A 21,606-nucleotide genomic window follows, 5' to 3' on the forward strand; every position below is an offset into this window, starting at 1 on the left:
CTCTTCTGTGGAGCTAAGGAGAATTGAACTCCTGACCTCCTGCATGCCATGCAGGCGCTCTACCAACTGAGCTATAGCCCCTTGCGGCCTTGCGGCCTTGCGGCGGAGCCTGATTCCGACTCCGTCGCCCGGTTTCCCCGGCGGCGACGCCAACATTACACGGTCCTCTGGGTGCACCACCAAATCGTTTCCGTTCTGTCCGGATACGTTCGCTGATGTCCTCTCAGGCCGTCACGAACGAGTAGAACCGCTTGAGGGTGCAGTGCTCCTCGAGGAGCCGGCCATAGATCGGCTCACCCTCCAGCTCGCGGTACACCTCGATCGGGTCGCCTTTTATGATCAGCGCCCGCGCGCATTCCTCGCACCAGTACTGGTAGTCGTGGTTGACGGGTTCCATGTCGCGGACAATCGGCGTACCGCTGCCGCACCAGTCGCATTTCCTCCTGTGTGCACCCATTGATCAGCTCCAGCTGTGGCCGCAGGTCGTGCACACGTAGGAGATCCCCCCGTTGTCACCGAGGACTTGGGCGACCTGGAGTGAGCCGCAGGAAGGGCAGTTCAGGAGGGTGGTCTTCTTCCGTGGCACCGCCGTCGCGGAGAGGTCGCCGACCTCTCCGCGGATGCTCCCAGGCATCGCTTCTCCCTCCCGTCGGGCCGCGCCCCCTTCCGGCCGTTTGATTCTGCCACGGCCGGACCAATACGGTCAGCGACGCCTTCGTACCAGTCCGGACACAGCACCCAGAAATGCCGTCCCGGCCAGTGCGCACATGCATGCGAGAAGGGCGTCCGCAGAGGTATACGACCCGGGGGCCCCGAGTGACTCAAGCCGGTTCAAGAAGAGTGCGCCGAAGGCCGCGACTCCGATCAGCTGGCCGAGCTGGGTGACCGTCGCGAGCAGACCGCTGGCGTCCGCCGCGTCCTCGGGACGCACCGTGGCGAGCGCCTTGGTGAGGGTGGGGCTGAAGCCGAGCGCGAGGCCGACGCCCACGCCCGCGAACGCCGCGTACAGCCACCCACCGCCGTCGTCCCCGTTCCGCAGCACCAGGCCCACGGCGGCCATGGACACCGCGGTGAGGGCGAAGCCGCACGGGATCAGGGCGCTCTGCCAGGAGGCCGGCCAGCGTCGCCACGTCAGGCCCACCAGCCCGAAGACCACCGCGGTCGGCGCGAAGGTCAGCCCGGCGCGCAGCGCGCTGTAGCCGAGTCCGCCCTGGATGTGCAGAGTGAGGGTGAACAGGAAGCCCGCGTTGACGGCCATCACCGCCATGATCCGGAACACGGCGAGTCCGATGCCGGGGTGGCGCAGCACGCGTGGCGCGATCAGCGGGGCTCCCCCGCGCCGGGCGAGCCGGGACTCGTACAGGCAGAACAAGGTGAAGAACACCGCGGCCGCGGCCAGCGACAGCCAGGACCACAGCGGCCAGTCCTCCTCCTGCCCGAGCACGAGCGGCACCGTGAGCAGCGAGACGGCCGCGGCCAGCAGCACGAGACCGGGCACGTCGAGGGCGCGCGAGCGCTCGGGGGCCCGTATGTCGTCCTTCGGCAGGACGCGGCTGCCGAGGACCAGGATCACGATGCCGACGGGCACGTTCACGAGGAACACGGGACGCCAGCCCGTGCCGAACAGGTCGGCGCTGACCAGGACTCCGCCGAGTACCTGACCCGCTGCGGCGCCGCTCGCGACGACGGCGGAGTACGCGCCGAGCGCCCGGACCCGGGCCTCGCCGGTGAAGTGGCGCTGGATCAGGCTGAGCACCTGCGGGATCATCACGGCGGAGCCGGCTCCCTGCACCAGGCGGAAGGCGATCAACTCGCCCGTGCCCTGGGCGAGTCCGCAGGCCAGCGAGGCGGCCGTGAACAGGGCGAGCCCGCCCAGGTGGACCCGCCGGTGGCCCAGTTGGTCGCCGAGCCGGGCGCCGGTGATCAGCAGGACGGCGTACGTGATGGAGTACCCGGCGACCACCAGCTGCAAGGCGGCGCCGGACGCGTGGAGTTCGGTACCGATCGTGGGCACCGCGACGTTCACGATGAACACGTCGAGCAGGGCCATGAACTGGGCGGCGAGCACGACCGCGAGGAGCCGTCGGGGCCCATTGTCAGTGCCGGGGTCTTTACTTGTTCCAGGACGTGGACCGGCTGCGGGACTTGGGCCCGCGGGGGTTGTCGTCGTCATGCGGAGAAGCCTGACGACGGCCGGATACGGGTGCCGAGAGCCCGCCGATGCTGGTACTGACAGCACCTGGCAGCGAGCGGCGCACGGACCGACGATGAGACGGGGGGATGTGGAGCGATGGCGACAGCACAGCGCCGCAGGCCGGAGCTGGCCTCCTTCCTGCGCAGCAGGCGGGCCCGGGTGACACCGGCGGACGTGGGGATGCCTCCGGGCATGAGACGGCGCACGCCCGGTCTGCGCCGCGAGGAGGTCGCGCAGCTCTCCGGCGTGGGCGTCACCTGGTACACCTGGCTGGAACAGGGACGGCCGATCAACGCCTCGCCGCAGGTCCTGGACGCGGTGGCGCGCACCCTGCGCCTGGACCGCCCGGAGCGCGAGCATCTGTACCACCTGGCCGAGGTGCCGTACGAGCCCGGCCCGGAGGCGCTCGCCCAGACCGTCGGCCCGGAGGTGCAGGGCATCCTCGACGCCCTCGACCCGCAACCGGCCGTGGTCTACAACTCGCGGTACGACATCCTCGCCACCAACCCGGCCTACCGGCAGCTGTTTCTCATACGCCCGACGGTCAGAACCGGCGTGCCCAATGTCCTGTCGACGCTGTTCACCGTGTCCGAGGGCCGGTGCCCGGTGGTGGACCGGGACAAGGAGCTGCCGGTGATGGTGGCCACGCTGCGGTCCGCCTACGGCAGACACGTGGGCGAGGCGGCCTGGGAGGACTTCATACGCCGACTGTCCGCCGCCAGCCCGTACTTCTCCGAGTTGTGGGCGAGCGGAGACGTCTCGCCGCCGGGCCGGCGGGTGAAGACCTTCCGGCACGATGCGGTGGGCGAGCTGCGGATGTCCTCGCTGTCACTGTCGATCGACGGGATGCCGGAGTGCCGGATCGTCACCTACACACCGGCGGACGAGGACACGCGGGAGAAGGTGGCACTGATGGAGACATGGCGCAGCGCACGAAAAATCCCGCTCCCCTGACGGGAACGGGACCTTCGGTACTGATCCTTGACAACTGAAGAGTGTCGATCTGTGGAGCTAAGGAGAATTGAACTCCTGACCTCCTGCATGCCATGCAGGCGCTCTACCAACTGAGCTATAGCCCCTTGCGGTCACGCGGCGAAGCCGTGTGGTGTTTCGCTCCGCTCGGCGGGGCGAACAAGAAGAACTCTAGCCTGCGACCAGCCGGAAAGTGAAATCCGCTCCCGGGGCTCACCGGACCGGCCGGAAGGTGGCCCGGTGAGCCGGTACCGGAGACCGCCTCCGCCGTCCCCGCGGAGCGCGCCGGTCGTCCTGCGGCCGCTCCGCCGGGGGCGTCAGTCGTCGTCGCCGAGCACCGGCTCCGGAAGCGTGCCGGCGTTGTGCTCGAGCAGGCGCCAGCCGCGGGCGCCCTCGCCGAGGACGGACCAGCAGCAGTTGGAGAGGCCGCCGAGGCTCTCCCAGTGGTGGGGCTCCAGGCCGATGAGACGTCCGATGGTGGTGCGGATGGTGCCACCGTGGCTGGCCACCACGAGGGTGCCGTCCGCGGGCAGCTTGTCGGCGTGCCGCAGCACCACCGGGGCGGCCCGGTCGGCGACCTCGGTCTCCAGTTCGCCGCCGCCTCGGCGGACCGGCTCACCGCGCTTCCACGCGGCGTACTCCTCGCCGTGCCGCTCGATGATCTCCTCGTGCGTCAGCCCCTGCCAGACGCCCGCGTAGGTCTCGCGCAGCGCCTCGTCGTGCGTCACGTCGAGGCCGGTGAGCAGGGCCAGCTCGGCGGCCGTGGTGGCGGCGCGGCTGAGGTCGGAGGCAACGATCGCGTCCGGTTTCAGGGAGGCGAGCAGCCGGGCGGCGCGGCGAGCCTGACCGAGACCGGTCTCGGTGAGCTCGATGTCCGTGGTGCCCTGGAAGCGGCGCTCCAGGTTCCAGGAGGTCTGGCCGTGCCTCCAGAGGATGACGCGGCGACCGCGCACCTTCCGGTCGGCCGCCTCCGTGCCGGGGGCTGCGGTCATCGCAGTTCCCCGCCGAGATCGGCCGCCTCCTCGGCGGCCAGCACCCTGGCGTGCTCCTCGGCCTTGCCGCGGGTGGCCTTGGCGTCGGCCGGCAGTTCCAGCTCGGGGCAGTCCTTCCAGAGCCGCTCCAGGGCGTAGAAGACGCGCTCCTCGCTGTGCTGGACGTGCACCACGATGTCGACGTAGTCGAGGAGTACCCAGCGGGCTTCGCGGTCGCCCTCGCGGCGTACGGGCTTGGCGTCCAGCTCCTTGTTCAGCCGCTCCTCGATCTCGTCGACGATCGACTTGACCTGGCGGTCGTTGGGTGCGGAGGCGAGCAGGAAGGCGTCCGTGATGGCGAGGACGTCGCTCACGTCGTAGGCGATGATGTCGTGCGCGAGCTTGTCGGCGGCCGCCTGGGCGGCGGTGTTGACGAGTTCGAGAGCGCGGTCGGTAGCGGTCACTACAAGGCTTTCGGTCGACGGTCAGTGAACCCTCAAGGGCTACCCCAAGGGTCTCACGGACCGGCGAGCGCACCCCACGGGTTAACGTCCACCCAGTCGATCACCCGGTCGGCCGGGTGATCGACCGGGCCTCCGGTCATCCCGAGGAGCCCGAGGCGGTCACCTTGTAGTTCTGGCCGAGGACGACCGAGACGTCGGCGTTGGACGTGGTCCCGCCCTTCTTGACGGAGCTGGTGGGCAGGCCCAGGGTCTTGGCCACCTCGACGGCGTCGTCCTTGCTGGCGGCGTCGGCATACGTGACCTGGGAGGCGGCCTGGGCCGCGGGGGAGGTGCCTGCGTCGAAGAAGGTGTAGCCGCCGTTGAGCAGGGCCACACGGGCCTGCTCGGTGGCGTCCTTGGCGCCGGTGGCGTTCCGGATGCCGACCCGGACGGAGTCGCCCGCGTCGGGGCTCTTCGCCGCGCCGCCGAGGACGTCCTTGACCACCTTGTCGGAGGCCTGCGTGCTCAGGGTGCCGTCCTGCTGGACCGGCATCAGGTCCGTCTCGTAGTCGCCGCCCTTGGCCCGGTCGGCGAGCCCCGCGAGGAAGGTGCCGAGGTCCTTGTCGGTCAGCGGCGGATCGAGGATCTGGGCCAGCGTCTGCACGGTGGTCGTGGCGGCCTGCGGGTCGGAGGACAGTTTGCGCAGCACGCCCTGCATGACCTGTCCGAACCGCTCCAGCTGGGCGTTCTGGGGCTCGCCGGGGGCGCGGTAGGTGGCGTACGCGACGGCCATCTTGCCGCTGAGGGTCTGCGCCTTTCCCTTGCTGACCAGGGGCGCCTCGCCCTTCTTCTTGGCGCCGGGGTCGGGCACGGTGGCGTTGGTGTCGACGTCGATGTTGCCGACGAGTTCGACGAGGTTGTTCAGGTACGGGGTGTCCAGGCGCCAACTGCCCTCGATGTTGGTGCCCAGGACGGTGTCGAGGGCGTCCCGGGTTCCGGAGGAACCGTCGTCGTCGACGGACTTGGCAAGGGTGGTGGTGTTGCCGTCGTCATCGGTCAGGGCGAGGGAGTTGGGCAGCAGGACGGTGGCGCCCCGCTTGGTGGTGGTGTTGTTCACGAGCAGTGCCGTGGAGGTGCCGCCCTTGGCGGTGTTGTGCAGGTGGACGACGAGCACGTCGCGCTTCTGGGCGCCCGCGGCGGTCGTGGTGCCCGCCTTGTCCTCCGAGGACGTCCCGGGCAGTTTGCCCGCGTACCAGAGGTAGCCGACACCGCCGACGGCGACCAGGGCGAAGGTCACCACCAGGGCGACGATCCGGCTGCGGGCCCGGCGCCGGGCCTCCTCGCGGCGTTCGGTGCGGTTCTCCGTGAACTTCAGCCAGTCGATGACGTCTTCGGAGTTGCCGTCGGGCTCCTCGACGAAGGCGAACTGCTCGGTGCGGTAGTCCCGTTCGTCGCCGTGGGGGTCACGGTCACCGGTCCGTTCGCCCGAGGGGCCGACGGGGTGGTCCTGAGACCGGCCGTCGGTGGCCGGGGCATCGGCGGCCCCGTCACCCGGGTGCGCCCCCCTGTCCCCCGGCGCCCCGGTGGGCCGCGTCTGGTGCGGGATGTAGGCGGTCTGCTCGGCGGTATGGGGCTGTTGGCCGGTGGCCCGCGACTGCCGGCCGGTGCCGGAGGCCTGCCCGTAGGGGTCGTACGGGTCGTAGCCGGAGCCGCCGCCCGCCGCCCCGCCGGCGGGAGCACTCCCGTACGGGTCGTAGAAGGCGGACGGCTGTTGACTCGTGTGCTGACTCGTGTCGTAGGAGGCCACCGGCTGTTGCGGGCCCGTGTCGTACGACTGGGGGGCTTGCCCGCCGCCGGTCGCGTACGGGTCGTAGCCGTAGCCCTGGGGCTGCTGCTGCGACTGCTGCTGGGGTTGCGTGCCGTAGGGGTCGTACCCCTGCGGGGGTCCCTGCGGGGAGTGCTGGGCGGGCACCTGCCGGTACACAGGCTGCCCGAACTCGTCGTAGCCGACGAGTTCGTACTGGTCGCCCCCGTAGCCAGCGTCGTATCGGTCGTTCACCGGTGCCCCTCTCGGCTCACTCGCCGCGGTACAGCTCACGCTTGTCGATGTAGCGCACCACACCGTCCGGCACCAGATACCAGACGGGATCGCCCTTCGCGACCCTCGCACGGCAGTCTGTGGACGAGATGGCCAGCGCCGGAACCTCGACCAACGAGACTCCGCCCGCGGGCAGGCCCGGGTCGGCCAGGGTGTGGCCGGGCCGGGTGACGCCGATGAAGTGCGCGAGGGAGAACAACTCGTCCGTGTCACGCCAGGTGAGGATCTGGCCCAGCGCGTCGGCGCCGGTGATGAAGAAGAGGTCCGTGTCGGGGTTGAGCGCCCGCAGCTCGCGCAGGGTGTCCGTGGTGTAGGTGGGGCCGCCTCGGTCGATGTCGATGCGGCTGACCGAGAACTGCGGGTTCTCGGCGGTCGCGATGACCGTCATCAGGTAGCGGTCCTCCGCCGGGGAGACCGCGCGGTGGGACTTCTGCCACGGCTCGCCGGTGGGTACGAACACCACCTCGTCGAGGTGGAACTGGGCGGCGACCTCCTGGGCGGCGACGAGGTGCCCGTTGTGGATCGGGTCGAACGTTCCGCCCATGACGCCGAGGCGTCGCCGACCCGGGTCGGACGGGCCGTTTCCGGAGCCGTGCACCTGGCCTATCGCCGGGTCGTGCTCCGTCTCGTGCGCCGGACCGTTCGCCTTGGTGTGCTCGGGACCGGTAGGCATTTCCTGCTCTCCCATGCATGCAGACCCTACCGGCCCGGCCGACGAGCTCCGGTCGAACGTCCTTTTGAGTGGATTCAGCGGTCGCGGTTGAAGCGGGTGGTGATCCACAGCAGGAGCAGCAGCACGAAGAACGCTCCGCCGCCGGTCAGGTAGGGGCTGAGGCTCTCGTGGTTGCCGCCGTGCTCCTCGCCCTCGGCGGCGAGAGTGACCAACTGGGCAGCGGTGCTGTGGAAGCTCATCGTCGGCTGGACCTATCCGGGTGTGGGATCGGGACAAAGACTCCGGCCCATCGTATGCGGGCGCCTCCGCCGCGATCACCCCGACTCCGTCGTTGGCGCGAAGCGCGGCCCGGCGGCCGGTGAACGGGCCCGCCGCCCCGTCCGTATTCATTGCCGTGCGCACCCGCGCCCCAGGAGGTCACCGAGACCGCGCGGGACGTACGCAGGACTCCCGCCCACCGGTCATGTGCAGGACCGCCCGCCAGGGTCACGTACGCGAGCCCCCCGCCCAGGACGTACGTGGCAGCCGCCCCGAGACCGCCGGTCCGCCGACCCGCGTCGGCCCGGAGCCGATCGTCCGTCTCCACGTCCCCACCGAGGGAGGGACCACAGGACAGAGAAGCCACCACGAGACGAAAGCCGCCTCGAAGCCGGCCGTCAGCCGCGGTCAGCCACTGTCAGCCGTCGTCGTCCCGCCGGTAGCCGCGCAGGAGGAACCACCCGACCAGGACGCATCCGACGACCATCACGATCAGTACGACGCGCAGCAGGTTGCCCGGTCCCTGCCTCTCGGCCGCCGACGCGGCCTCGGTGATCCAGTCGGCTGCTGGGACGTGCTCCATGGGATCGCTCCTTACGGTGTGCTGCCCTGCCACGGTATCTCCGCCTAGGCTGGAGCTCGCCTCGGGGGGCACACAGGGCAATCAGACGCATGGGGGACACATGTCCGACGACAGCCACGAGCACAACGGGAACGAGAACGGGCACGAGAAGGTGCCCAGCAGGCAGCGCAGGCGCTTCGAGGGGATCTCCTCGCGAGCGTACGAACATCCCGCGGACCGCTCGGCCCTGGTGGCCCTGCGCAAGCTCAGCGGCTTCGACACGGTCTTCAAGGCGCTCAGCGGTCTGCTGCCCGAGCGCAGCCTGAGGCTGCTGTTCCTGTCCGACTCGGTGCGGGTCTCCGACGAGCAGTTCGCGCACCTGAACGTCATGCTGCGGGACGCCTGCTACATCCTGGACCTGGAGAAGGTCCCGCCGATGTACGTCAACCAGGACCCGCAGCCGAACGCGATGTGCATAGGCCTGGACGAGCCGATCATCGTCGTCACCACGGGGCTCGTCGAGCTGCTCGACGAGGAGGAGATGCGGGCGGTCGTCGGTCACGAGGTGGGTCACGCGCTCTCGGGCCACTCCGTCTACCGCACGATCCTGCTCTTCCTGACCAGCCTGGCCCTGAGGGTGGCGTGGATCCCGCTGGGCAACCTCGCGATCATGGCGATCGTGACCGCGCTGCGCGAGTGGTTCCGCAAGTCGGAGCTGTCCGCGGACCGCGCGGGTCTGCTGGTCGGCCAGGACCTGCGGGCCTCGATGCGCGGCCTGATGAAGATCGCGGGCGGCAACCACCTGCACGAGATGAACGTGGACGCGTTCCTCGCGCAGGCCGACGAGTACGAGGCCGGGGGCGACCTGCGCGACTCCGTGCTGAAGATCCTGAACGTGCTGCCCCGCTCCCACCCCTTCACCACCGTCCGCGCGGCCGAGCTGAAGAAGTGGGCCGAGTCCCGCGACTACCAGCGGATCATGGACGGTCACTATGCGCGGCGGGACGAGGACAGGGACACCTCGGTGACCGACTCGTTCCGGCAGTCGGCCGCGAGCTACGCCAGCGACGTGAAGAACTCCAAGGACCCGCTGATGAAGCTGGTCACCGACATCGCGGGAGGCGCGGGCGACCTCGGCGGCCGGGTGCGGCGAGGGTTCGGAGGCTTCACGGGCAACGGCGGCGGCTCCCCCAAGGACGCCCCGAGGGACGGGCGCCCCGACGAGGACGGGTGACCGCGGGTTCCGCACCGACCACTCTGCGGATCCTGCCTGGCCGGGCGCTCACGGAGTGGGGCACCCGGCCGGCGCCCGGCTGACGGGTCAGACCTTCGGCTGCGCGCTCTGGGCCAGTGACCCGCACAGGGCCGTGGCGCCGCCCGTCGCGAAGGGGTCGGTGCCGGCCGGGCCGCCCTCCTTGGCCGTCTGACCTGCGAGCAGCGGGCGCAGGTGGTTGGTGGAGTCCTCGGAGCAGGCGAGCGGCCCGGCCTGGACGTAGGAGACGACGAGTTCGGCCTGGTGGGTGCGCAGGTCGTCGGTGTCGAAGCGGAAGTGCAGCTCGCGCCGGACGGTGAACAGTGAGGCCTTGGCCTTGTCGCCGGAGCCGGCGGGCCGCAGCGCGTAGACCAGGGTGTGCTCGGCGGTGACCTCAAGGGTGCGGGAGTCGTACTCGGCGGCCTGCAGGGTGCCCTGGACGCGGACCTTGGTGTCGGCGAGCCGGGCGCGGGAGGGATCGAAGCGGACCAGCCAGCCGGTGGGTGCGTGCCGTCCGTCGGCGGTGGGGCGGGCGAAGCTCTGGTCGAACTGGTCGAGCTGCTGTGGATCGAGCAGCATCCGCGCGGGCCGGACGGACCGTCCGTTCAGTACCTCCGGGGCGAGTGCGGAGGCCACGAGGTAGTCCTTGGCGGTGCTCAGCGCGGTGACGACCTGGCTGTCCGAGAAGTGCTCGGTGCGGCGGGTGACCGGCATGGTGATGCCTTCGGCGCCGATGCGGAACTGTGCGGCCGGGCTGTGCGCGTACAGGTTCTCGGGATTCGTGGAGCCGGGCACCTGAGCCTGGGGCGCGAGGGGGATGACGGTCATCCGCAGCGGCTCGGTGGGCTGGGCGGCCGGGGTCTCGTACGGATGGCGCACGCCCATGTAGATGGCGGTGCCGAAGGCCATGGCGATCAGCAGGACGAGGATCACCGCCTGCCGGGACAGGTTGCGCCGCATGGGCGGGCGGCGGCGCACGGCGGGGGCGTGGTCGCCCAAGCGCTCCTGGGCGGAAAACTCCTGGAGGCGGGCAGCACGGACGAACGACTCGTCGAAGACGACGGATCGGTACTCGTCCTCTCCACCACCGGGAGCACCTTCGAGTGGTCCCTCAGGTGGGTCTCCTGGCCCGCCCATACCTTCAGAGTAGGTCTTGTAGGTGCCAGGTAAACGCCCGGCCGCGTGACAAGTTCTGACAGGTTCTCACCAGGTTTTCGAACGGTCGTCGAACCGTGGAACCGGCCCTGGCTCAGGGAGTACGGGGCACCGCTCAGGGAGTACGGGGCACCGCCGACACCGGTGGCTGGGAATAGTCGGCCGACGCCGAAGGGCCGGACGGGCCCGCCGAACCGGTGACGCCGCCCTGCTCGACGCCCGTGGAGGCGGGCGGTGGGACCTGGTCCTGGCGACTGCCCGAGGAGGCGCCGCGGTAGACCGCCGTGAAGGCGAGGGCGACCATGCCTATGCCCATGACGAGGGCGAGCACCCAGGCGACGGGCCGGTGCCAGCGGGCCTGCTTGCCGTACCCCCGGCCGTAGGCTCCCAGCTCGCCGTAGCGGCCCTCCAGGATCTCCGCGTCGTCCAGGTCGTCGAAGTCCCGGCCGTGGCCGAAATCACCGTCGGGCCCGAAGCCGTCGTCGTAGCGCTCGTCGTCGCCGCGTACGCCTCTGGTGCGAGCCCGGCGCGCTTCGGCCTCCTGCGCTTCCGCGCGGGCCTGGGCGGCGGCCAGGAGGCGTTCGACGGCGGTCGGCTCATGGACCACGGCCGCCCGTACGAAGGCCTCGTCAAAGACCACGGAGGCGAACTCTTCGTCCATACCCCCGCGGTCGCGGTCGTCGTCGGGCTCCCAGCCGTCAGGGAACGGCGTGCCCCCCACGTCCTCCGGCACGGGATCCAGAGTAGTCCCGAGGGGTCAATTTGGGCAGACGGTAAGGAAATTCATCCGCTTTGCGTAGGCAGTTCACAGGAACAGACCGGTGCCGACGCTCCCCGGGACATCCTCGGGCGCCCGCGCGCGCACCGTCCGCCGCGAGCCCGGCGCGCGCCGGGCGCCCGGTCACCTCACCCGCACCAGCTCTCGTTTCGCCTTCAACTGCCCATCCTTCAACAGCCCAGCGTTCAACTGCCCAGCGTTCAACAGCTGAGCGCTGAGATGCTCAGCGCCGCACATGCCCGTCGCCGGTCACGATGTACTTCGTGCTGGTCAGCTCGGGCAGCCCCATCGGGCCGCGGGCGTGGAGCTTCTGCGTCGAGATGCCGATCTCGGCCCCGAAGCCGAACTGGCCGCCGTCCGTGAAGCGGGTCGAGGCGTTCACCGCGACGGTCGTGGAGTCCACCAACTGAGTGAAGCGGCGGGCGGCCTGCTGCGAGGTCGTGACGATCGCCTCGGTGTGCCCGGAGGTCCACAGCCGGATGTGCTCCACGGCCCGGTCGAGTGAGTCGACGACGGCGGCGGCGATGTCGTACGAGAGGTACTCGGTCTCCCAGTCGTCCGTCGTGGCCTCGACGACGGTGGCCCGCGTGTCCTTGGCGTAGGCCAGCACGCGCTCGTCGCCGTGCACGGTCACGCCGGCGTCGGCCAGCGCGTCCAGGGCGCGCGGCAGGAACTCGGGGGCGATGTCCTGGTGGACCAGCAGGGTCTCGGCGGCGTTGCAGACGCTCACCCGCTGGGCCTTGGAGTTGATCAGGATGTCGATCGCCATGTCGAGGTCGGCCTGGGCGTCGACGTAGACGTGGCAGTTGCCGGTGCCCGTCTCGATCACGGGGACGGTGGACTCCTCGACGACCGTACGGATCAGGGAGGCGCCGCCGCGCGGGATGAGCACGTCGACAAGGCCGCGGGCCCGCATCAGCTCGCGGACCGACTCGCGACTCTCGCCGGGCACGAGCTGCACGGCGTCGGCGGGCAGCCCGGCGCCGCCGACGGCGTCCCGGAGCACACGGACGAGCGCGGTGTTCGACTCGAACGCGGAGGACGACCCCCGCAGCAGCACCGCGTTGCCGGACTTCAGGCACAGGGCGGCGGCGTCGACGGTCACATTCGGCCGGGCCTCGTAGATGATGCCGACGACGCCCAGCGGGACGCGCACCTGGCGCAGGTCGATGCCGTTGGGCAGGGTGGAGCCGCGGACGACCTCGCCGACCGGGTCGGGCAGCGAGACGACGTCGCGCACGTCCGAGGCGATGGCCCGGACCCGCTCCGGGGTCAGCGTCAGCCGGTCGATGATCGCCTCGCTGGTGCCGGCCTCGCGGGCACGCTCGATGTCCTGGGCGTTGGCCGCGACGATCTCGCTCGTGCGGACCTCCAGCGCGTCCGCGATGGCGAGCAGCGCGTCGTCCTTCTCGGCACGCGGCAGCGGCGCGAGGTCGGCGGCGGCGGCCTTGGCACGGTAGGCGGCCTGGGTGACCGGGGACATGGCGTCGTACGGCGAGAGCGTGGTCATGCTGGAAGCGTAGTGCGCCTGGCGGAGACGTCCATCGGCTATCCCACAGCGCGAGACGGGGCTCTCAAAACGCCCGAACAGGGCCCAAAGGTGCTCCGCGCGGCACACCCTCGGTGACGGGCGGTCCTCAGAAGGGATGCACTCCCACGGGTGTCGCCGGCAGCGGCCCGTACCCCTCGGCGATGCGCTGGTGGTAGGTCTCGCGGTCGATGACCTCCAGGCCGACGATCTCCCAGGGCGGCAGCTTGGCGCTCTGGCGGTGCTCGCCCCACAGGCGCAGGGCCACGGCGGCCGCGTCGTGCAGGTCGCGGGCCTCTTCCCAGTAGCGGATCTCGGCGTGGTCGGTGGCGTAGCGGCTGGTCAGCAGAAAGGGGTGGTCGTGGGCGAGCTGTTCCAGCCCTCGCCGCACCTCCTTCAGCGGGGCCTCGCCGCCCGAGACGCTGAGCGTCACGTGCCACAGCCGGGGAAGGTCCGTCGGCTCCTCCACGCCGGACGGCTTCCCGGAGGGCTGCCCCGAGACCTGCCCGGAAGGCTTCCCGTCGTACGCGTCTCCGGCCGCGACGCTGGTCAGCGCGCGCTCCTCGCCGACCCCGCGGGAGGTGCCACCACCGCGGGACGCCGCCGCCCCAGGGCGCACTCGTCTCACGACGGCCTCCTTTTCGCAATGTCCGGGCCTTGGCCGGGTGGAATCTCCCTGCAACAAAGTTGAGCAGGCCGGACGGCTCCGCGTGGCGGTTTTACGGAACGTGCACCGCCGAAAGCCTGTGATTCGGCCTTTTCCGGGCACGTTCGGTCACGGGTGAAGCAGGACCAGATCGTCCCTGTGTACGACCTCTCGTTCGTACGCGGGACCCAGCTCGCGCGCCAGTTCCCGGGTCGAGCGGCCGATCAGCAGGGGGATCTCCTTGGCGTCGAAGTTGACGAGCCCCCGTGCCACCGCGCGTCCCTCGCCGTCCTTCAGCTCGACGGGGTCCCCGGCGGTGAACTCTCCCTCGACCGCCGCGATGCCCGCGGGCAGCAGTGACTTGCGGCCCTCGACGACCGCGCGCACGGCCCCGTCGTCCAGCGTGAGCGAGCCCTGCGGGGTGGAGGCGTGCTGGAGCCACAGGAGCCGGTCGGCGGAGCGCTTGCCCGTGGGGTGGAAGTACGTGCCGGTGTCGCGACCCAAGAGAGCGTCCGCCGCGTGGACGGCGCTGGTCAGGACCACGGGGACGCCCGCCCCGGTGGCGATTGCGGCGGCCTCGACCTTGGTGACCATGCCGCCGGTGCCGACGCCCGCCTTGCCCGCGCTGCCGATCTCGACGTGGGCGAGGTCCTCGGGCCCCCGCACCTCCGCTATCCGCGAGGTGCCGGGCCTGCTGGGGTCGCCGTCGTAGACGCCGTCCACGTCGGAGAGCAGGACCAGCAGGTCGGCCCGGACGAGGTGGGCGACAAGAGCGGCGAGGCGGTCGTTGTCACCGAAGCGGATCTCGTCGGTGGCGACGGTGTCGTTCTCGTTGACGACCGGCAGCGCGCCCATCGCGAGCAGCTTGTCGAGGGTCCGCGAGGCGTTGCGGTGGTGGGCGCGGCGGCTCATGTCGTCGGAGGTGAGGAGCACCTGGCCGACACGGATGCCGTACCGGGCCAGGGAGGCCGTGTAGCGGGCCATGAGCAGGCCCTGGCCGACGCTCGCGGCCGCCTGCTGCCGGGCGAGGTCCCTGGGGCGCCGGCGCAGGCCCAGCGGCGCGAGCCCGGCGGCGATGGCACCGGAGGAGACCAGCACGATCTCCCTCTCGCCTCCGCTGCGCACCTTGGCGAGCACGTCGACGAGGGCGTCCACCCGGTCGGCGTCCAGGCCCCCGGCCGCCGTGGTCAGGGACGAGGAGCCCACCTTGACGACGATCCTGTGTGCTTCTTCGACGCCCTGCCTTGCCGTAGACACGCGTATCCCCACATTTTCCCTGTTCCGGCCAACCCGTGTCTGCAATCTACGTGAGCACTAGGGACGGATGTCGCGGCATTTCGGTGGATGGACGCTCGCCGGACGCCCACCGGAGTCCCATTGAACGCCCGCCGGACGGCCGAGGGACGGCGCACGAAAGGCGGACGGAGTGACGGTGGGCGAAGAGCCGGAACTCCTCGGGGGAATGGAATCCCTCACAGGAATACGGGAAGACGCTCAAAAGCCTCGTGAGGTTCCAGAAATTATGTACCTTTTCCAGCGGTTGATCCCTCCGTAGATTGCTCCTCCGGCGCCATAGGTCCTACCGTCATGGTTCGGCCTCCCCTGTTCGAGGCGTCTCCGGCATGGATAAACCCCGGGGCGCGCGCACGGAGGCGTGCCGCCTCCTACCCTCTCCGCTTGCTTTCCCTCCATCCGTCGTCGCTTCCCCTCCGCAGGAGCCCAGCCCGTGCCCTCCGCAAGGCTCTCCCCCCGCCGCATCGCGCAGCTGTCCGCGCTGCTGGCGATGTTCGCGCTCTTCACGGCCCAGATCGTCTCCGCGCTGCTGCCGAACATCCCGGTGTTCGTCGCCGCGAGCGCGGCGGCCCTCGTTCTGGACACCACCCTGCAGTACCGGGACCCCGGTCTGCTCGCGGTCCTGGGCAAGGTCCGGTTCGAACCGCTGGTCCGGCAGCTGCTGCGCGACATGCTGGTCCTGGTGGGGCTGCTGCGGATCGAGGGCATCGACCCGGAGACCGAGCACGCGCCCCTGGTGATCGGCCTGTGCGCCTTCTACGCGCTGCACTTCGCCTGCCAGGGCGCGGCAGTGCTGGTGCGCCGCAGCCGCACGCTGCCGATCGTGACGCGGAACATCGACGCGTCCGCGCTGCAGCTGACCGCGGCCCCGCCGCGTCTGCTGGCCCGCCGCCAGGCCCACCGTCTGCTGACGTTCTCGCTGCCGACCACCGCCGGCCTGATGGCCACCGCCATCACCAAGGACGGGCTCTGGGGCGGTGTCGGCCTCGGTGTCGCGCTCGCCCTGACCCTCGGCGGCACGGTGTACCTGGCGACCTGGCTGCTCCCGAAGAAGCGGGCGAAGAGCGAGCAGAAGGTCATGGAGTGGCTGGACAAGTGGCTGGCCGACTACCAGCCGACGGTCGCCATGTACTTCTCCGGCGGCACGACGTCGGCGTACCAGGCGAACATGTGGCTCTCCACGCTCTCCAAGGTCGAGGGCAAGCCGCTGATCGTGCTGCGTGAGCGGTTCATGGTGCAGAAGATCGACGCCACCGACGTGCCGATCATCTGCTTCCCGAAGGTCGCCACGATGTTCTCGCTGGAGAACTCGACGCTGCAGATGATGCTGCACCCGGCGAACGCGGCGAAGACCTCGCAGGTGCTGCGCATCCCCTCGGTCAAGCACGCGTTCATCAACCACGGCGAGAGCGACAAGCTGTCCTCGTGCAACCCGTACGCGAAGGCGTACGACGAGGTGTGGGTCGCCGGCCCCGCGGCGCGCGAGCGGTACGCGCTCGCCGAGGTCGGTGTCGAGGACAAGGACATCGTCGAGGTCGGCCGCCCCCAGCTCGCGCCGATCCGTCCCTACTCGGGCGGACCCACGGGCGCGTACACCACGGTCCTGTACGCCCCCACCTGGGAGGGCTGGGACGGCAACCCCGGCAACACGTCCGTGGTCCTGGCCGGTGAGAACATCGTCCGCGGGCTCCTGGCCGACGACAACGTGCGCCTGCTGTACAAGCCGCACCCGATGACGGGTTCCGTCGACCCGCGCGCGGGCGCCGCGAACGAGCGCATCAAGGCGATGATCCGCGAGGCCAACACCCGGCGCTCCGGCTCCCGGCCCGGCCCGGAGGCCGCCGCCGAGCTGGCCCGCCGCACCGTCGAGCTGGACAAGCTCACCTCGACGCACTTCCGCAAGAACGCGGACGAACTGGAGCGGATGCTGCTGCAGGGCACGCCCCAGGGCGACCGCGAGGCGGCCATCACCGAGGCCACGACCGCCTGGGAGAAGGCCTACTGGGCGTCGTTCCCGGAGTGGGAGCACCAGATCATCACGGACGCGCGCCCCGCGATCTTCACCTGCTTCAACCAGGCCGACCTGCTGATCAGCGATGTCTCGTCGGTGGTCTCCGACTGGCTGTCCAGCGAGAAGCCGTACGCGGTCGCCAACACCTCGGGCCTGGCGGAGGAGGCGTTCCGTACGGGCTTCCCGACGGTGTCGGCCGGCGTCATCCTCACCCCGTCCGCCGAGGGCGTCCCGGCCCTCCTGGAGTCGGTGCGGCACCCGGAGAAGGACCACTTCACCTCGGCGCGCGCGGAGTTGAAGGAGCATCTGCTCGGCCCGTCCGACCCGCCGTCCCTGGTGCGCTTCAACAAGGCGATCCAGGCCCTGTGCGCGAAGTCCGAGGACCGCCGTGTGCGCATGGAGTCCCGCCTGGCCGGCGAGATCCCCTCGCCGCGCGAGGCCTCCGAGGAGATGTCCGAGGACTCCGAGCCCAACGGGTCGGACTCCGTGAACGCGTGACATCCGTTCCCGCAGCATGAGTAGGGCCCCGGGAGGACTCTCCCGGGGCCCTTCGCGCAAGGTCAGGGATCAGAACGGCTCGAAGTCGTCGTACTCCCGCTGCGCCTCGTCCCGCTCCGCCTCGCGGTCCCGGCGGCGCTGGGCGGCGGGCCGTACGCCCTCCATGCGGTGGTCCTCGCCACGGCGGCCGAGCATCTCGGCGCCGGCCATGACGCTGGGCTCCCAGTCGAAGACGACGGCGTTGTCCTCGGGCCCGATGGCGACGCCGTCGCCCGAGCGGGCACCCGCCTTCATGAGCTCCTCCTCGACACCGAGGCGGTTCAGCCGGTCGGCGAGGTAGCCCACGGCCTCGTCGTTGCTGAAGTCGGTCTGGCGGACCCACCGCTCGGGCTTCTCGCCGCGCACCCGGAAGAGTCCGTCGGCCTCGCGCACGACGGAGAAGCCGGTGTCGTCGACGGCCTTCGGGCGGATGACGATCCGGGTCGCCTCCTCCTTGGGCCTCGCCGCGCGTGCCCTGCCCACCAGGTCGGCGAGGGCGAAGGACAGCTCCTTCAGCCCCGTGTGCGCGACCGCGGACACCTCGAAGACCCGGTAGCCGCGCTCCTGAAGGTCCGGCCGGACCATCTCGGCGAGGTCCTTGCCGTCCGGTACGTCGATCTTGTTGAGCACCACGATCCGCGGGCGGTCGCCCAGACCGCCGTACTGCTTCAGCTCCTCCTCGATGATGTCGAGGTCGGAGACGGGGTCGCGGTCCGACTCCAGCGTGGCCGTGTCCAGGACGTGCACGAGCACGCTGCAGCGCTCCACGTGGCGCAGGAACTCCAGGCCCAGGCCCTTGCCCTGGCTGGCGCCCGGGATGAGTCCGGGTACGTCGGCGATCGTGTACACGGTCTCGCCCGCGGTCACCACGCCCAGGTTGGGGACGAGCGTCGTGAAGGGGTAGTCCGCGATCTTCGGCTTGGCGGCGGAGAGCACGGAGATCAGCGAGGACTTGCCGGCGCTCGGGTAACCCACCAGCGCCACGTCCGCGACCGTCTTGAGCTCCAGCACGACGTCCTGGAGATCGCCCGGCTCGCCGAGCAGCGCGAAGCCGGGGGCCTTGCGGCGGGCGGAGGCCAGCGCCGCGTTGCCGAGCCCGCCCCGGCCGCCCTGGGCGGCGACGTACGACGTCCCCTGGCCCACGAGGTCCGCGAGCACGTTGCCCGCCCTGTCCAGCACCACGGTTCCGTCCGGCACCGGCAGCACCAGGTCCTGGCCGTCCTTGCCGGAGCGGTTGCCGCCCTCGCCGGGCTTGCCGTTGGTGGCCTTGCGGTGGGGCGAGTGGTGGTAGTCGAGCAGCGTGGTGACGGACTGGTCGACGACGAGGGTCACGTCACCGCCGCGCCCGCCGTTGCCGCCGTCGGGCCCGCCCAGCGGCTTGAACTTCTCACGGTGGACGGAGGCACAGCCGTGACCTCCGTTACCCGCGGCGACGTGCAGCTCGACGCGGTCCACGAAGGTGGTCATGGTGGGGTGCCTCCAGCACTTTCAGCTACGTACGAGTGTGTCTCTTGCCCAACACGCGAAAGGCGGACCCACCTTCCCTGCCGGGAAGTGAGGTCCGCCTCGCGAAGGATTCCGATCAGGCGACCGGAACGATGTTCACGACCTTGCGGCCACGGCTGGTGCCGAACTCCACCGCACCGGGCTGCAGCGCGAACAGCGTGTCGTCGCCGCCACGGCCGACGCCCGCGCCGGGGTGGAAGTGGGTGCCGCGCTGGCGGACCAGGATCTCACCCGCGTTGACGACCTGACCGCCGAAGCGCTTCACGCCGAGCCGCTGGGCGTTCGAGTCGCGACCGTTCCGGGTGGACGATGCGCCCTTCTTGTGTGCCATCTCTCCTCAGTCCCTTACTTCGCAGCCGCGGGGATCTCAGTGACCTTGATCGCCGTGTACTGCTGGCGGTGGCCCTGACGACGGCGGTAGCCGGTCTTGTTCTTGTAGCGCAGAATGTCGATCTTCTGGCCCTTGTGGTGGTCCACGACCTCGGCCTGGACCTTGATGCCGGCCAGCACCCACGGGTCGCTGGTCACAGCGTCGCCGTCGACAACGAGCAGGGTCGAGAGCTCGACCGTGTCGCCAACATTGGCAGTGGAAATCTTGTCAACCTCAACGATGTCGCCGACAGCAACCTTGTGCTGGCGACCACCGCTGCGCACGATGGCGTACACGCGGATCTCACTCTCTCGCTCGGGAACGGCACCCCCGCAGTCCAGCCGCCCGGCACGCGAACGGCCTCTCCCGAGGCGCCCGGCGCCCGGAAGGATGAGGTTTACGAGGATGTGGCGCGCCATGAACATCTGTGGACACGCCGACGGTCAAGGTTACGGGGCCACGCCCGAAGGGGTCAAACCGAGCCCCCGGCGCTCTCACGTGAGGGGCTTCTCACCGTCCGCGGGCAGCGGCTTCACGCCCTTGCACAGGTCCGTGGTGTCCGCCTTGCCCGGGTAGGCGACCCCGATCACCTTGTTGAAATGCGCCTTGTACATATCGTGCACGGCGTCGTCGTCGACCTTGACGATCGACTCGTCGTTCTCCCGCAGGGCGGGCCCGGTGTAGTTCCCCGACCCGGTGAAACTGATCTTGTTCCGTACCCCGTCGTACATCCCGTCCACGAGGATGTACTTGGAGTGGATGATGTACGGCGTGGTCAGCTTCTGCCCGGGGTTCAACGGGTCCCGGTCGTCGTTGTAGCACCGCACCGTCGGCCCACCGGACGTGTGCATCTTCTCCCACGTCCCCTTGGTCCCACCGCTGCTCTTCGCGCTGTCGGACTCGGCGTACACGATGCTGACGTTGCAGCCGGCCTTCTTCAGCGCGACCAGCTTCTCCGCGATGGCCAGCCGCGTGATCTTGAAGATGGACACGCGCACCCAGGTCTTCTGGGTGACTCCCGCGGTGTCCTTGTACGTGCACTGGACGTTGTTGAGCACGGAGTACACGGTGTCGGTGTCCCGTGTGTTCCCGGCGCGGGGGAAGAAGTAGGCCTTGTAGAGCCCGTTGCTGACGGTCCGGTACTCCCAGGACTTCCAGTCCTTGGCGGCCATCGTGTCGAAGTAGTCCGCGTACGCGTCGTACATCGTCGGGTTGTTCGGCAGCAGCAGGGCGTCGTTGAAGAACTTGGTGTGCGCCGAGGGCGTCGAGTTCGACGTGGTCTGCACGACGACGTTCGTGGCGCCCTCGACGGCCGAGAACAGCCAGAACTTGTTGTGCATGATCGACTGCCCGTACTTCGGGTCGCCCAGACACGACTTGTCCACCGGACAGGTCGTTATGTACGACCCCTTGGTGCGGTCCGTACCGAGCGCCGACTTCAGCGTGCTGTACGACGTGTTCGTGGGCCGGTCGCTGATGCTCGACTCGTCGAGGAGCACCTGCACGTTCACACCGCGGTCCTTGGCGGCGATCAGCGCGTTCACCACCGACGCCTCCCACACGTGGTAGACGGCGACCTTGATGGTGGAACCCGGCAGGGCCGCGTCCGTCAGCTGGATCAGCCGCGTACGGATCGCGATCTGCTCGTCGCCGGTGCCCAGCGGGTCGTTGAAGATGGGCCCCTCGGTCCACGTGGGCGCGGCCTCGGCGGTCCCCACCGACACGGCCGTCTGCACTCCCGCCGCCGACAACACGGTGGCCAGCGCCACGGCCTGCCGCCCACCCTTGACCGGCTTCACAGCACGGTGTCGCCCAGTGCCCCTCAGGCGCACGCGCGCCATGCGATCCCCTCCCCGTTCCCCCTTGAGCAAGCGCTCTCCCCAGAGCCCGCTCAGGTGTTCATTCATGTGACTCGCTGAGTTTTACAGCTACTTACCCGTGATCCAAGAGGCACATGCGGTTCATGGACCTCACGGCTCATCAGAAACGTCACCATCACCCCCAAAACGGCCACGCCACCGCCGATGACATTCCCCACATGGGCCTCCGGCTGTGGGGCGGGTGGGGTCTCGTCTGCCGGGTTGTTGCCGGTGGCCGGCTGCGGGTTCGTGGTGGCTTGTCGCGCAGTTCCCCGCGCCCCTGAAAAGCACGGGCACGCCCCGCGACACCACGTACGCAGTTCCCCGCGCCCCTGAAAGACCCGGGCGCGCCCGGCAGCACAATGCCCCCTACCGGCCCGCAGTCGCGTATGTACCCAAGGGGGTGTGCCGGGAGGTGTCCGCCCGCAGCGGCCGGCGTCCGCCGCCGGGCACCCCACGTATCCACCTCACCGCCGGACCGAGGACGGAGACCTCCCGGC

Annotated in this window: 21 protein-coding genes and 2 tRNA genes; 3 read left to right on the forward strand and 20 right to left on the reverse strand. The window is 70.1% G+C overall.

Annotated elements, in window-relative coordinates; translation table 11 throughout:
• Window positions 1–8 precede the first annotated feature (8 nt).
• The 4 genes from AB0959_RS08085 to AB0959_RS08100 form a co-directional block, all read right to left on the reverse strand.
• Window positions 9–81: transfer RNA gene (locus AB0959_RS08085), tRNA-Ala, on the reverse strand.
• Between the two features lie 142 nt (window positions 82–223).
• Window positions 224–457 (reverse strand): hypothetical protein, encoded by a 234-nt coding sequence (locus tag AB0959_RS08090; RefSeq protein ID WP_366825464.1) that lies wholly within the window; start codon window positions 455–457, stop codon window positions 224–226.
• 3 nt (window positions 458–460) lie between these two features.
• Window positions 461–634 carry a hypothetical protein gene (locus AB0959_RS08095; protein ID WP_366825465.1) on the reverse strand — a complete coding sequence of 58 codons (174 nt, stop codon included), beginning with the start codon at window positions 632–634 and terminating at the stop codon, window positions 461–463.
• Between the two features lie 69 nt (window positions 635–703).
• Window positions 704–2,068, reverse strand: a complete 1,365-nt coding sequence (locus tag AB0959_RS08100) for an MFS transporter (RefSeq protein ID WP_366825466.1) — start codon at window positions 2,066–2,068, stop codon at window positions 704–706.
• A gap of 222 nt (window positions 2,069–2,290) precedes the next feature.
• On the opposite strand from AB0959_RS08100, the gene AB0959_RS08105 reads away from it, so the two are divergent.
• Complete coding sequence (locus AB0959_RS08105; protein ID WP_366825467.1) at window positions 2,291–3,148, forward strand: helix-turn-helix transcriptional regulator; 858 nt, start codon at window positions 2,291–2,293, stop codon at window positions 3,146–3,148.
• Window positions 3,149–3,200: 52 nt separating this feature from the next.
• Here AB0959_RS08105 and AB0959_RS08110 read toward each other — a convergent pair.
• The 7 genes from AB0959_RS08110 to AB0959_RS08140 all read right to left on the reverse strand — a co-directional run bounded on the left by AB0959_RS08110 (window position 3,201) and on the right by AB0959_RS08140 (window position 8,192).
• Window positions 3,201–3,273 (reverse strand) — tRNA-Ala (locus AB0959_RS08110).
• A 210-nt stretch (window positions 3,274–3,483) separates the two neighbouring features.
• Window positions 3,484–4,158: a histidine phosphatase family protein gene (locus tag AB0959_RS08115; RefSeq protein ID WP_366825468.1), complete on the reverse strand. Its 675-nt coding sequence runs from the start codon at window positions 4,156–4,158 to the stop codon at window positions 3,484–3,486.
• Window positions 4,155–4,601, reverse strand: coding sequence for a ribosome silencing factor (gene rsfS, locus AB0959_RS08120; RefSeq protein WP_366825469.1), 447 nt, complete (start codon window positions 4,599–4,601; stop codon window positions 4,155–4,157). The genes AB0959_RS08115 and rsfS overlap by 4 nt, the downstream gene beginning before the upstream one ends.
• A 136-nt stretch (window positions 4,602–4,737) precedes the next feature.
• Window positions 4,738–6,639 (reverse strand): LCP family protein, encoded by a 1,902-nt coding sequence (locus AB0959_RS08125; RefSeq protein ID WP_366825470.1) that lies wholly within the window; start codon window positions 6,637–6,639, stop codon window positions 4,738–4,740.
• Window positions 6,640–6,655: 16 nt separating this feature from the next.
• Window positions 6,656–7,366: a nicotinate-nucleotide adenylyltransferase gene (nadD, locus tag AB0959_RS08130; protein WP_366825472.1), complete on the reverse strand. Its 711-nt coding sequence runs from the start codon at window positions 7,364–7,366 to the stop codon at window positions 6,656–6,658.
• Window positions 7,367–7,425: 59 nt separating this feature from the next.
• The gene (locus tag AB0959_RS08135) at window positions 7,426–7,590 is read right to left on the reverse strand and encodes a hypothetical protein (protein ID WP_366825473.1); all 165 of its coding nucleotides are present in this window, start codon (window positions 7,588–7,590) and stop codon (window positions 7,426–7,428) included.
• A 437-nt stretch (window positions 7,591–8,027) separates the two neighbouring features.
• Window positions 8,028–8,192, reverse strand: a complete 165-nt coding sequence (locus AB0959_RS08140) for a hypothetical protein (RefSeq protein WP_366825474.1) — start codon at window positions 8,190–8,192, stop codon at window positions 8,028–8,030.
• 100 nt (window positions 8,193–8,292) lie between these two features.
• Between AB0959_RS08140 and AB0959_RS08145 the strand changes: the two genes are divergently transcribed.
• Window positions 8,293–9,405 carry a M48 family metallopeptidase gene (locus tag AB0959_RS08145; protein WP_366825475.1) on the forward strand — a complete coding sequence of 371 codons (1,113 nt, stop codon included), beginning with the start codon at window positions 8,293–8,295 and terminating at the stop codon, window positions 9,403–9,405.
• Window positions 9,406–9,492: 87 nt separating this feature from the next.
• Here the strand turns inward: AB0959_RS08145 and AB0959_RS08150 are convergent, their stop codons facing one another.
• From AB0959_RS08150 to proB, 5 genes are all read right to left on the reverse strand, one after another.
• The gene (locus tag AB0959_RS08150; protein ID WP_366825476.1) at window positions 9,493–10,560 is read right to left on the reverse strand and encodes a hypothetical protein; all 1,068 of its coding nucleotides are present in this window, start codon (window positions 10,558–10,560) and stop codon (window positions 9,493–9,495) included.
• Between the two features lie 133 nt (window positions 10,561–10,693).
• The gene (locus AB0959_RS08155; protein WP_366825477.1) at window positions 10,694–11,311 is read right to left on the reverse strand and encodes a hypothetical protein; all 618 of its coding nucleotides are present in this window, start codon (window positions 11,309–11,311) and stop codon (window positions 10,694–10,696) included.
• 268 nt (window positions 11,312–11,579) lie between these two features.
• Complete coding sequence (locus AB0959_RS08160; RefSeq protein WP_366825478.1) at window positions 11,580–12,866, reverse strand: glutamate-5-semialdehyde dehydrogenase; 1,287 nt, start codon at window positions 12,864–12,866, stop codon at window positions 11,580–11,582.
• Window positions 12,867–12,993: 127 nt separating this feature from the next.
• The gene (locus tag AB0959_RS08165; protein ID WP_366825499.1) at window positions 12,994–13,503 is read right to left on the reverse strand and encodes a hypothetical protein; all 510 of its coding nucleotides are present in this window, start codon (window positions 13,501–13,503) and stop codon (window positions 12,994–12,996) included.
• A gap of 156 nt (window positions 13,504–13,659) precedes the next feature.
• The gene (gene proB / locus AB0959_RS08170) at window positions 13,660–14,787 is read right to left on the reverse strand and encodes a glutamate 5-kinase (RefSeq protein WP_366825479.1); all 1,128 of its coding nucleotides are present in this window, start codon (window positions 14,785–14,787) and stop codon (window positions 13,660–13,662) included.
• Between the two features lie 469 nt (window positions 14,788–15,256).
• On the opposite strand from proB, the gene AB0959_RS08175 reads away from it, so the two are divergent.
• On the forward strand, window positions 15,257–17,332 hold the full coding sequence (locus AB0959_RS08175) for a hypothetical protein (RefSeq protein WP_366825480.1): 2,076 nt from the start codon (window positions 15,257–15,259) through the stop codon (window positions 17,330–17,332).
• Between the two features lie 69 nt (window positions 17,333–17,401).
• On the opposite strand, the gene obgE is transcribed toward AB0959_RS08175, so the two are convergent.
• The 4 genes from obgE to AB0959_RS08195 all read right to left on the reverse strand — a co-directional run bounded on the left by obgE (window position 17,402) and on the right by AB0959_RS08195 (window position 21,088).
• Complete coding sequence (obgE, locus tag AB0959_RS08180) at window positions 17,402–18,838, reverse strand: GTPase ObgE (protein ID WP_366825481.1); 1,437 nt, start codon at window positions 18,836–18,838, stop codon at window positions 17,402–17,404.
• Between the two features lie 115 nt (window positions 18,839–18,953).
• Window positions 18,954–19,208 carry a 50S ribosomal protein L27 gene (rpmA, locus tag AB0959_RS08185; protein WP_366825482.1) on the reverse strand — a complete coding sequence of 85 codons (255 nt, stop codon included), beginning with the start codon at window positions 19,206–19,208 and terminating at the stop codon, window positions 18,954–18,956.
• A gap of 14 nt (window positions 19,209–19,222) precedes the next feature.
• Window positions 19,223–19,543, reverse strand: a complete 321-nt coding sequence (rplU, locus tag AB0959_RS08190) for a 50S ribosomal protein L21 (RefSeq protein ID WP_033525816.1) — start codon at window positions 19,541–19,543, stop codon at window positions 19,223–19,225.
• Window positions 19,544–19,741: 198 nt separating this feature from the next.
• Window positions 19,742–21,088 carry a phospholipase D-like domain-containing protein gene (locus tag AB0959_RS08195; RefSeq protein WP_366825483.1) on the reverse strand — a complete coding sequence of 449 codons (1,347 nt, stop codon included), beginning with the start codon at window positions 21,086–21,088 and terminating at the stop codon, window positions 19,742–19,744.
• Window positions 21,089–21,606 lie beyond the last annotated feature (518 nt).

The organism is Streptomyces sp. NPDC046862, assembly GCF_040704615.1.
GTDB lineage: Bacteria > Actinomycetota > Actinomycetes > Streptomycetales > Streptomycetaceae > Streptomyces.

Coding starts and splice junctions, on each gene's coding strand:
- AB0959_RS08090 (WP_366825464.1), bottom strand. CDS start 457: ATGGGTGCACACAGGAGGAAATGCGACTGGTGCGGCAGCGGTACGCCG.
- AB0959_RS08095 (WP_366825465.1), bottom strand. CDS start 634: ATGCCTGGGAGCATCCGCGGAGAGGTCGGCGACCTCTCCGCGACGGCG.
- AB0959_RS08105 (WP_366825467.1), top strand. CDS start 2,291: ATGGCGACAGCACAGCGCCGCAGGCCGGAGCTGGCCTCCTTCCTGCGC.
- AB0959_RS08115 (WP_366825468.1), bottom strand. CDS start 4,158: ATGACCGCAGCCCCCGGCACGGAGGCGGCCGACCGGAAGGTGCGCGGT.
- nadD (WP_366825472.1), bottom strand. CDS start 7,366: ATGGGAGAGCAGGAAATGCCTACCGGTCCCGAGCACACCAAGGCGAAC.
- AB0959_RS08135 (WP_366825473.1), bottom strand. CDS start 7,590: ATGAGCTTCCACAGCACCGCTGCCCAGTTGGTCACTCTCGCCGCCGAG.
- AB0959_RS08140 (WP_366825474.1), bottom strand. CDS start 8,192: ATGGAGCACGTCCCAGCAGCCGACTGGATCACCGAGGCCGCGTCGGCG.
- AB0959_RS08145 (WP_366825475.1), top strand. CDS start 8,293: ATGTCCGACGACAGCCACGAGCACAACGGGAACGAGAACGGGCACGAG.
- AB0959_RS08150 (WP_366825476.1), bottom strand. CDS start 10,560: ATGGGCGGGCCAGGAGACCCACCTGAGGGACCACTCGAAGGTGCTCCC.
- AB0959_RS08160 (WP_366825478.1), bottom strand. CDS start 12,866: ATGACCACGCTCTCGCCGTACGACGCCATGTCCCCGGTCACCCAGGCC.
- obgE (WP_366825481.1), bottom strand. CDS start 18,838: ATGACCACCTTCGTGGACCGCGTCGAGCTGCACGTCGCCGCGGGTAAC.
- rpmA (WP_366825482.1), bottom strand. CDS start 19,208: ATGGCACACAAGAAGGGCGCATCGTCCACCCGGAACGGTCGCGACTCG.
- AB0959_RS08195 (WP_366825483.1), bottom strand. CDS start 21,088: ATGGCGCGCGTGCGCCTGAGGGGCACTGGGCGACACCGTGCTGTGAAG.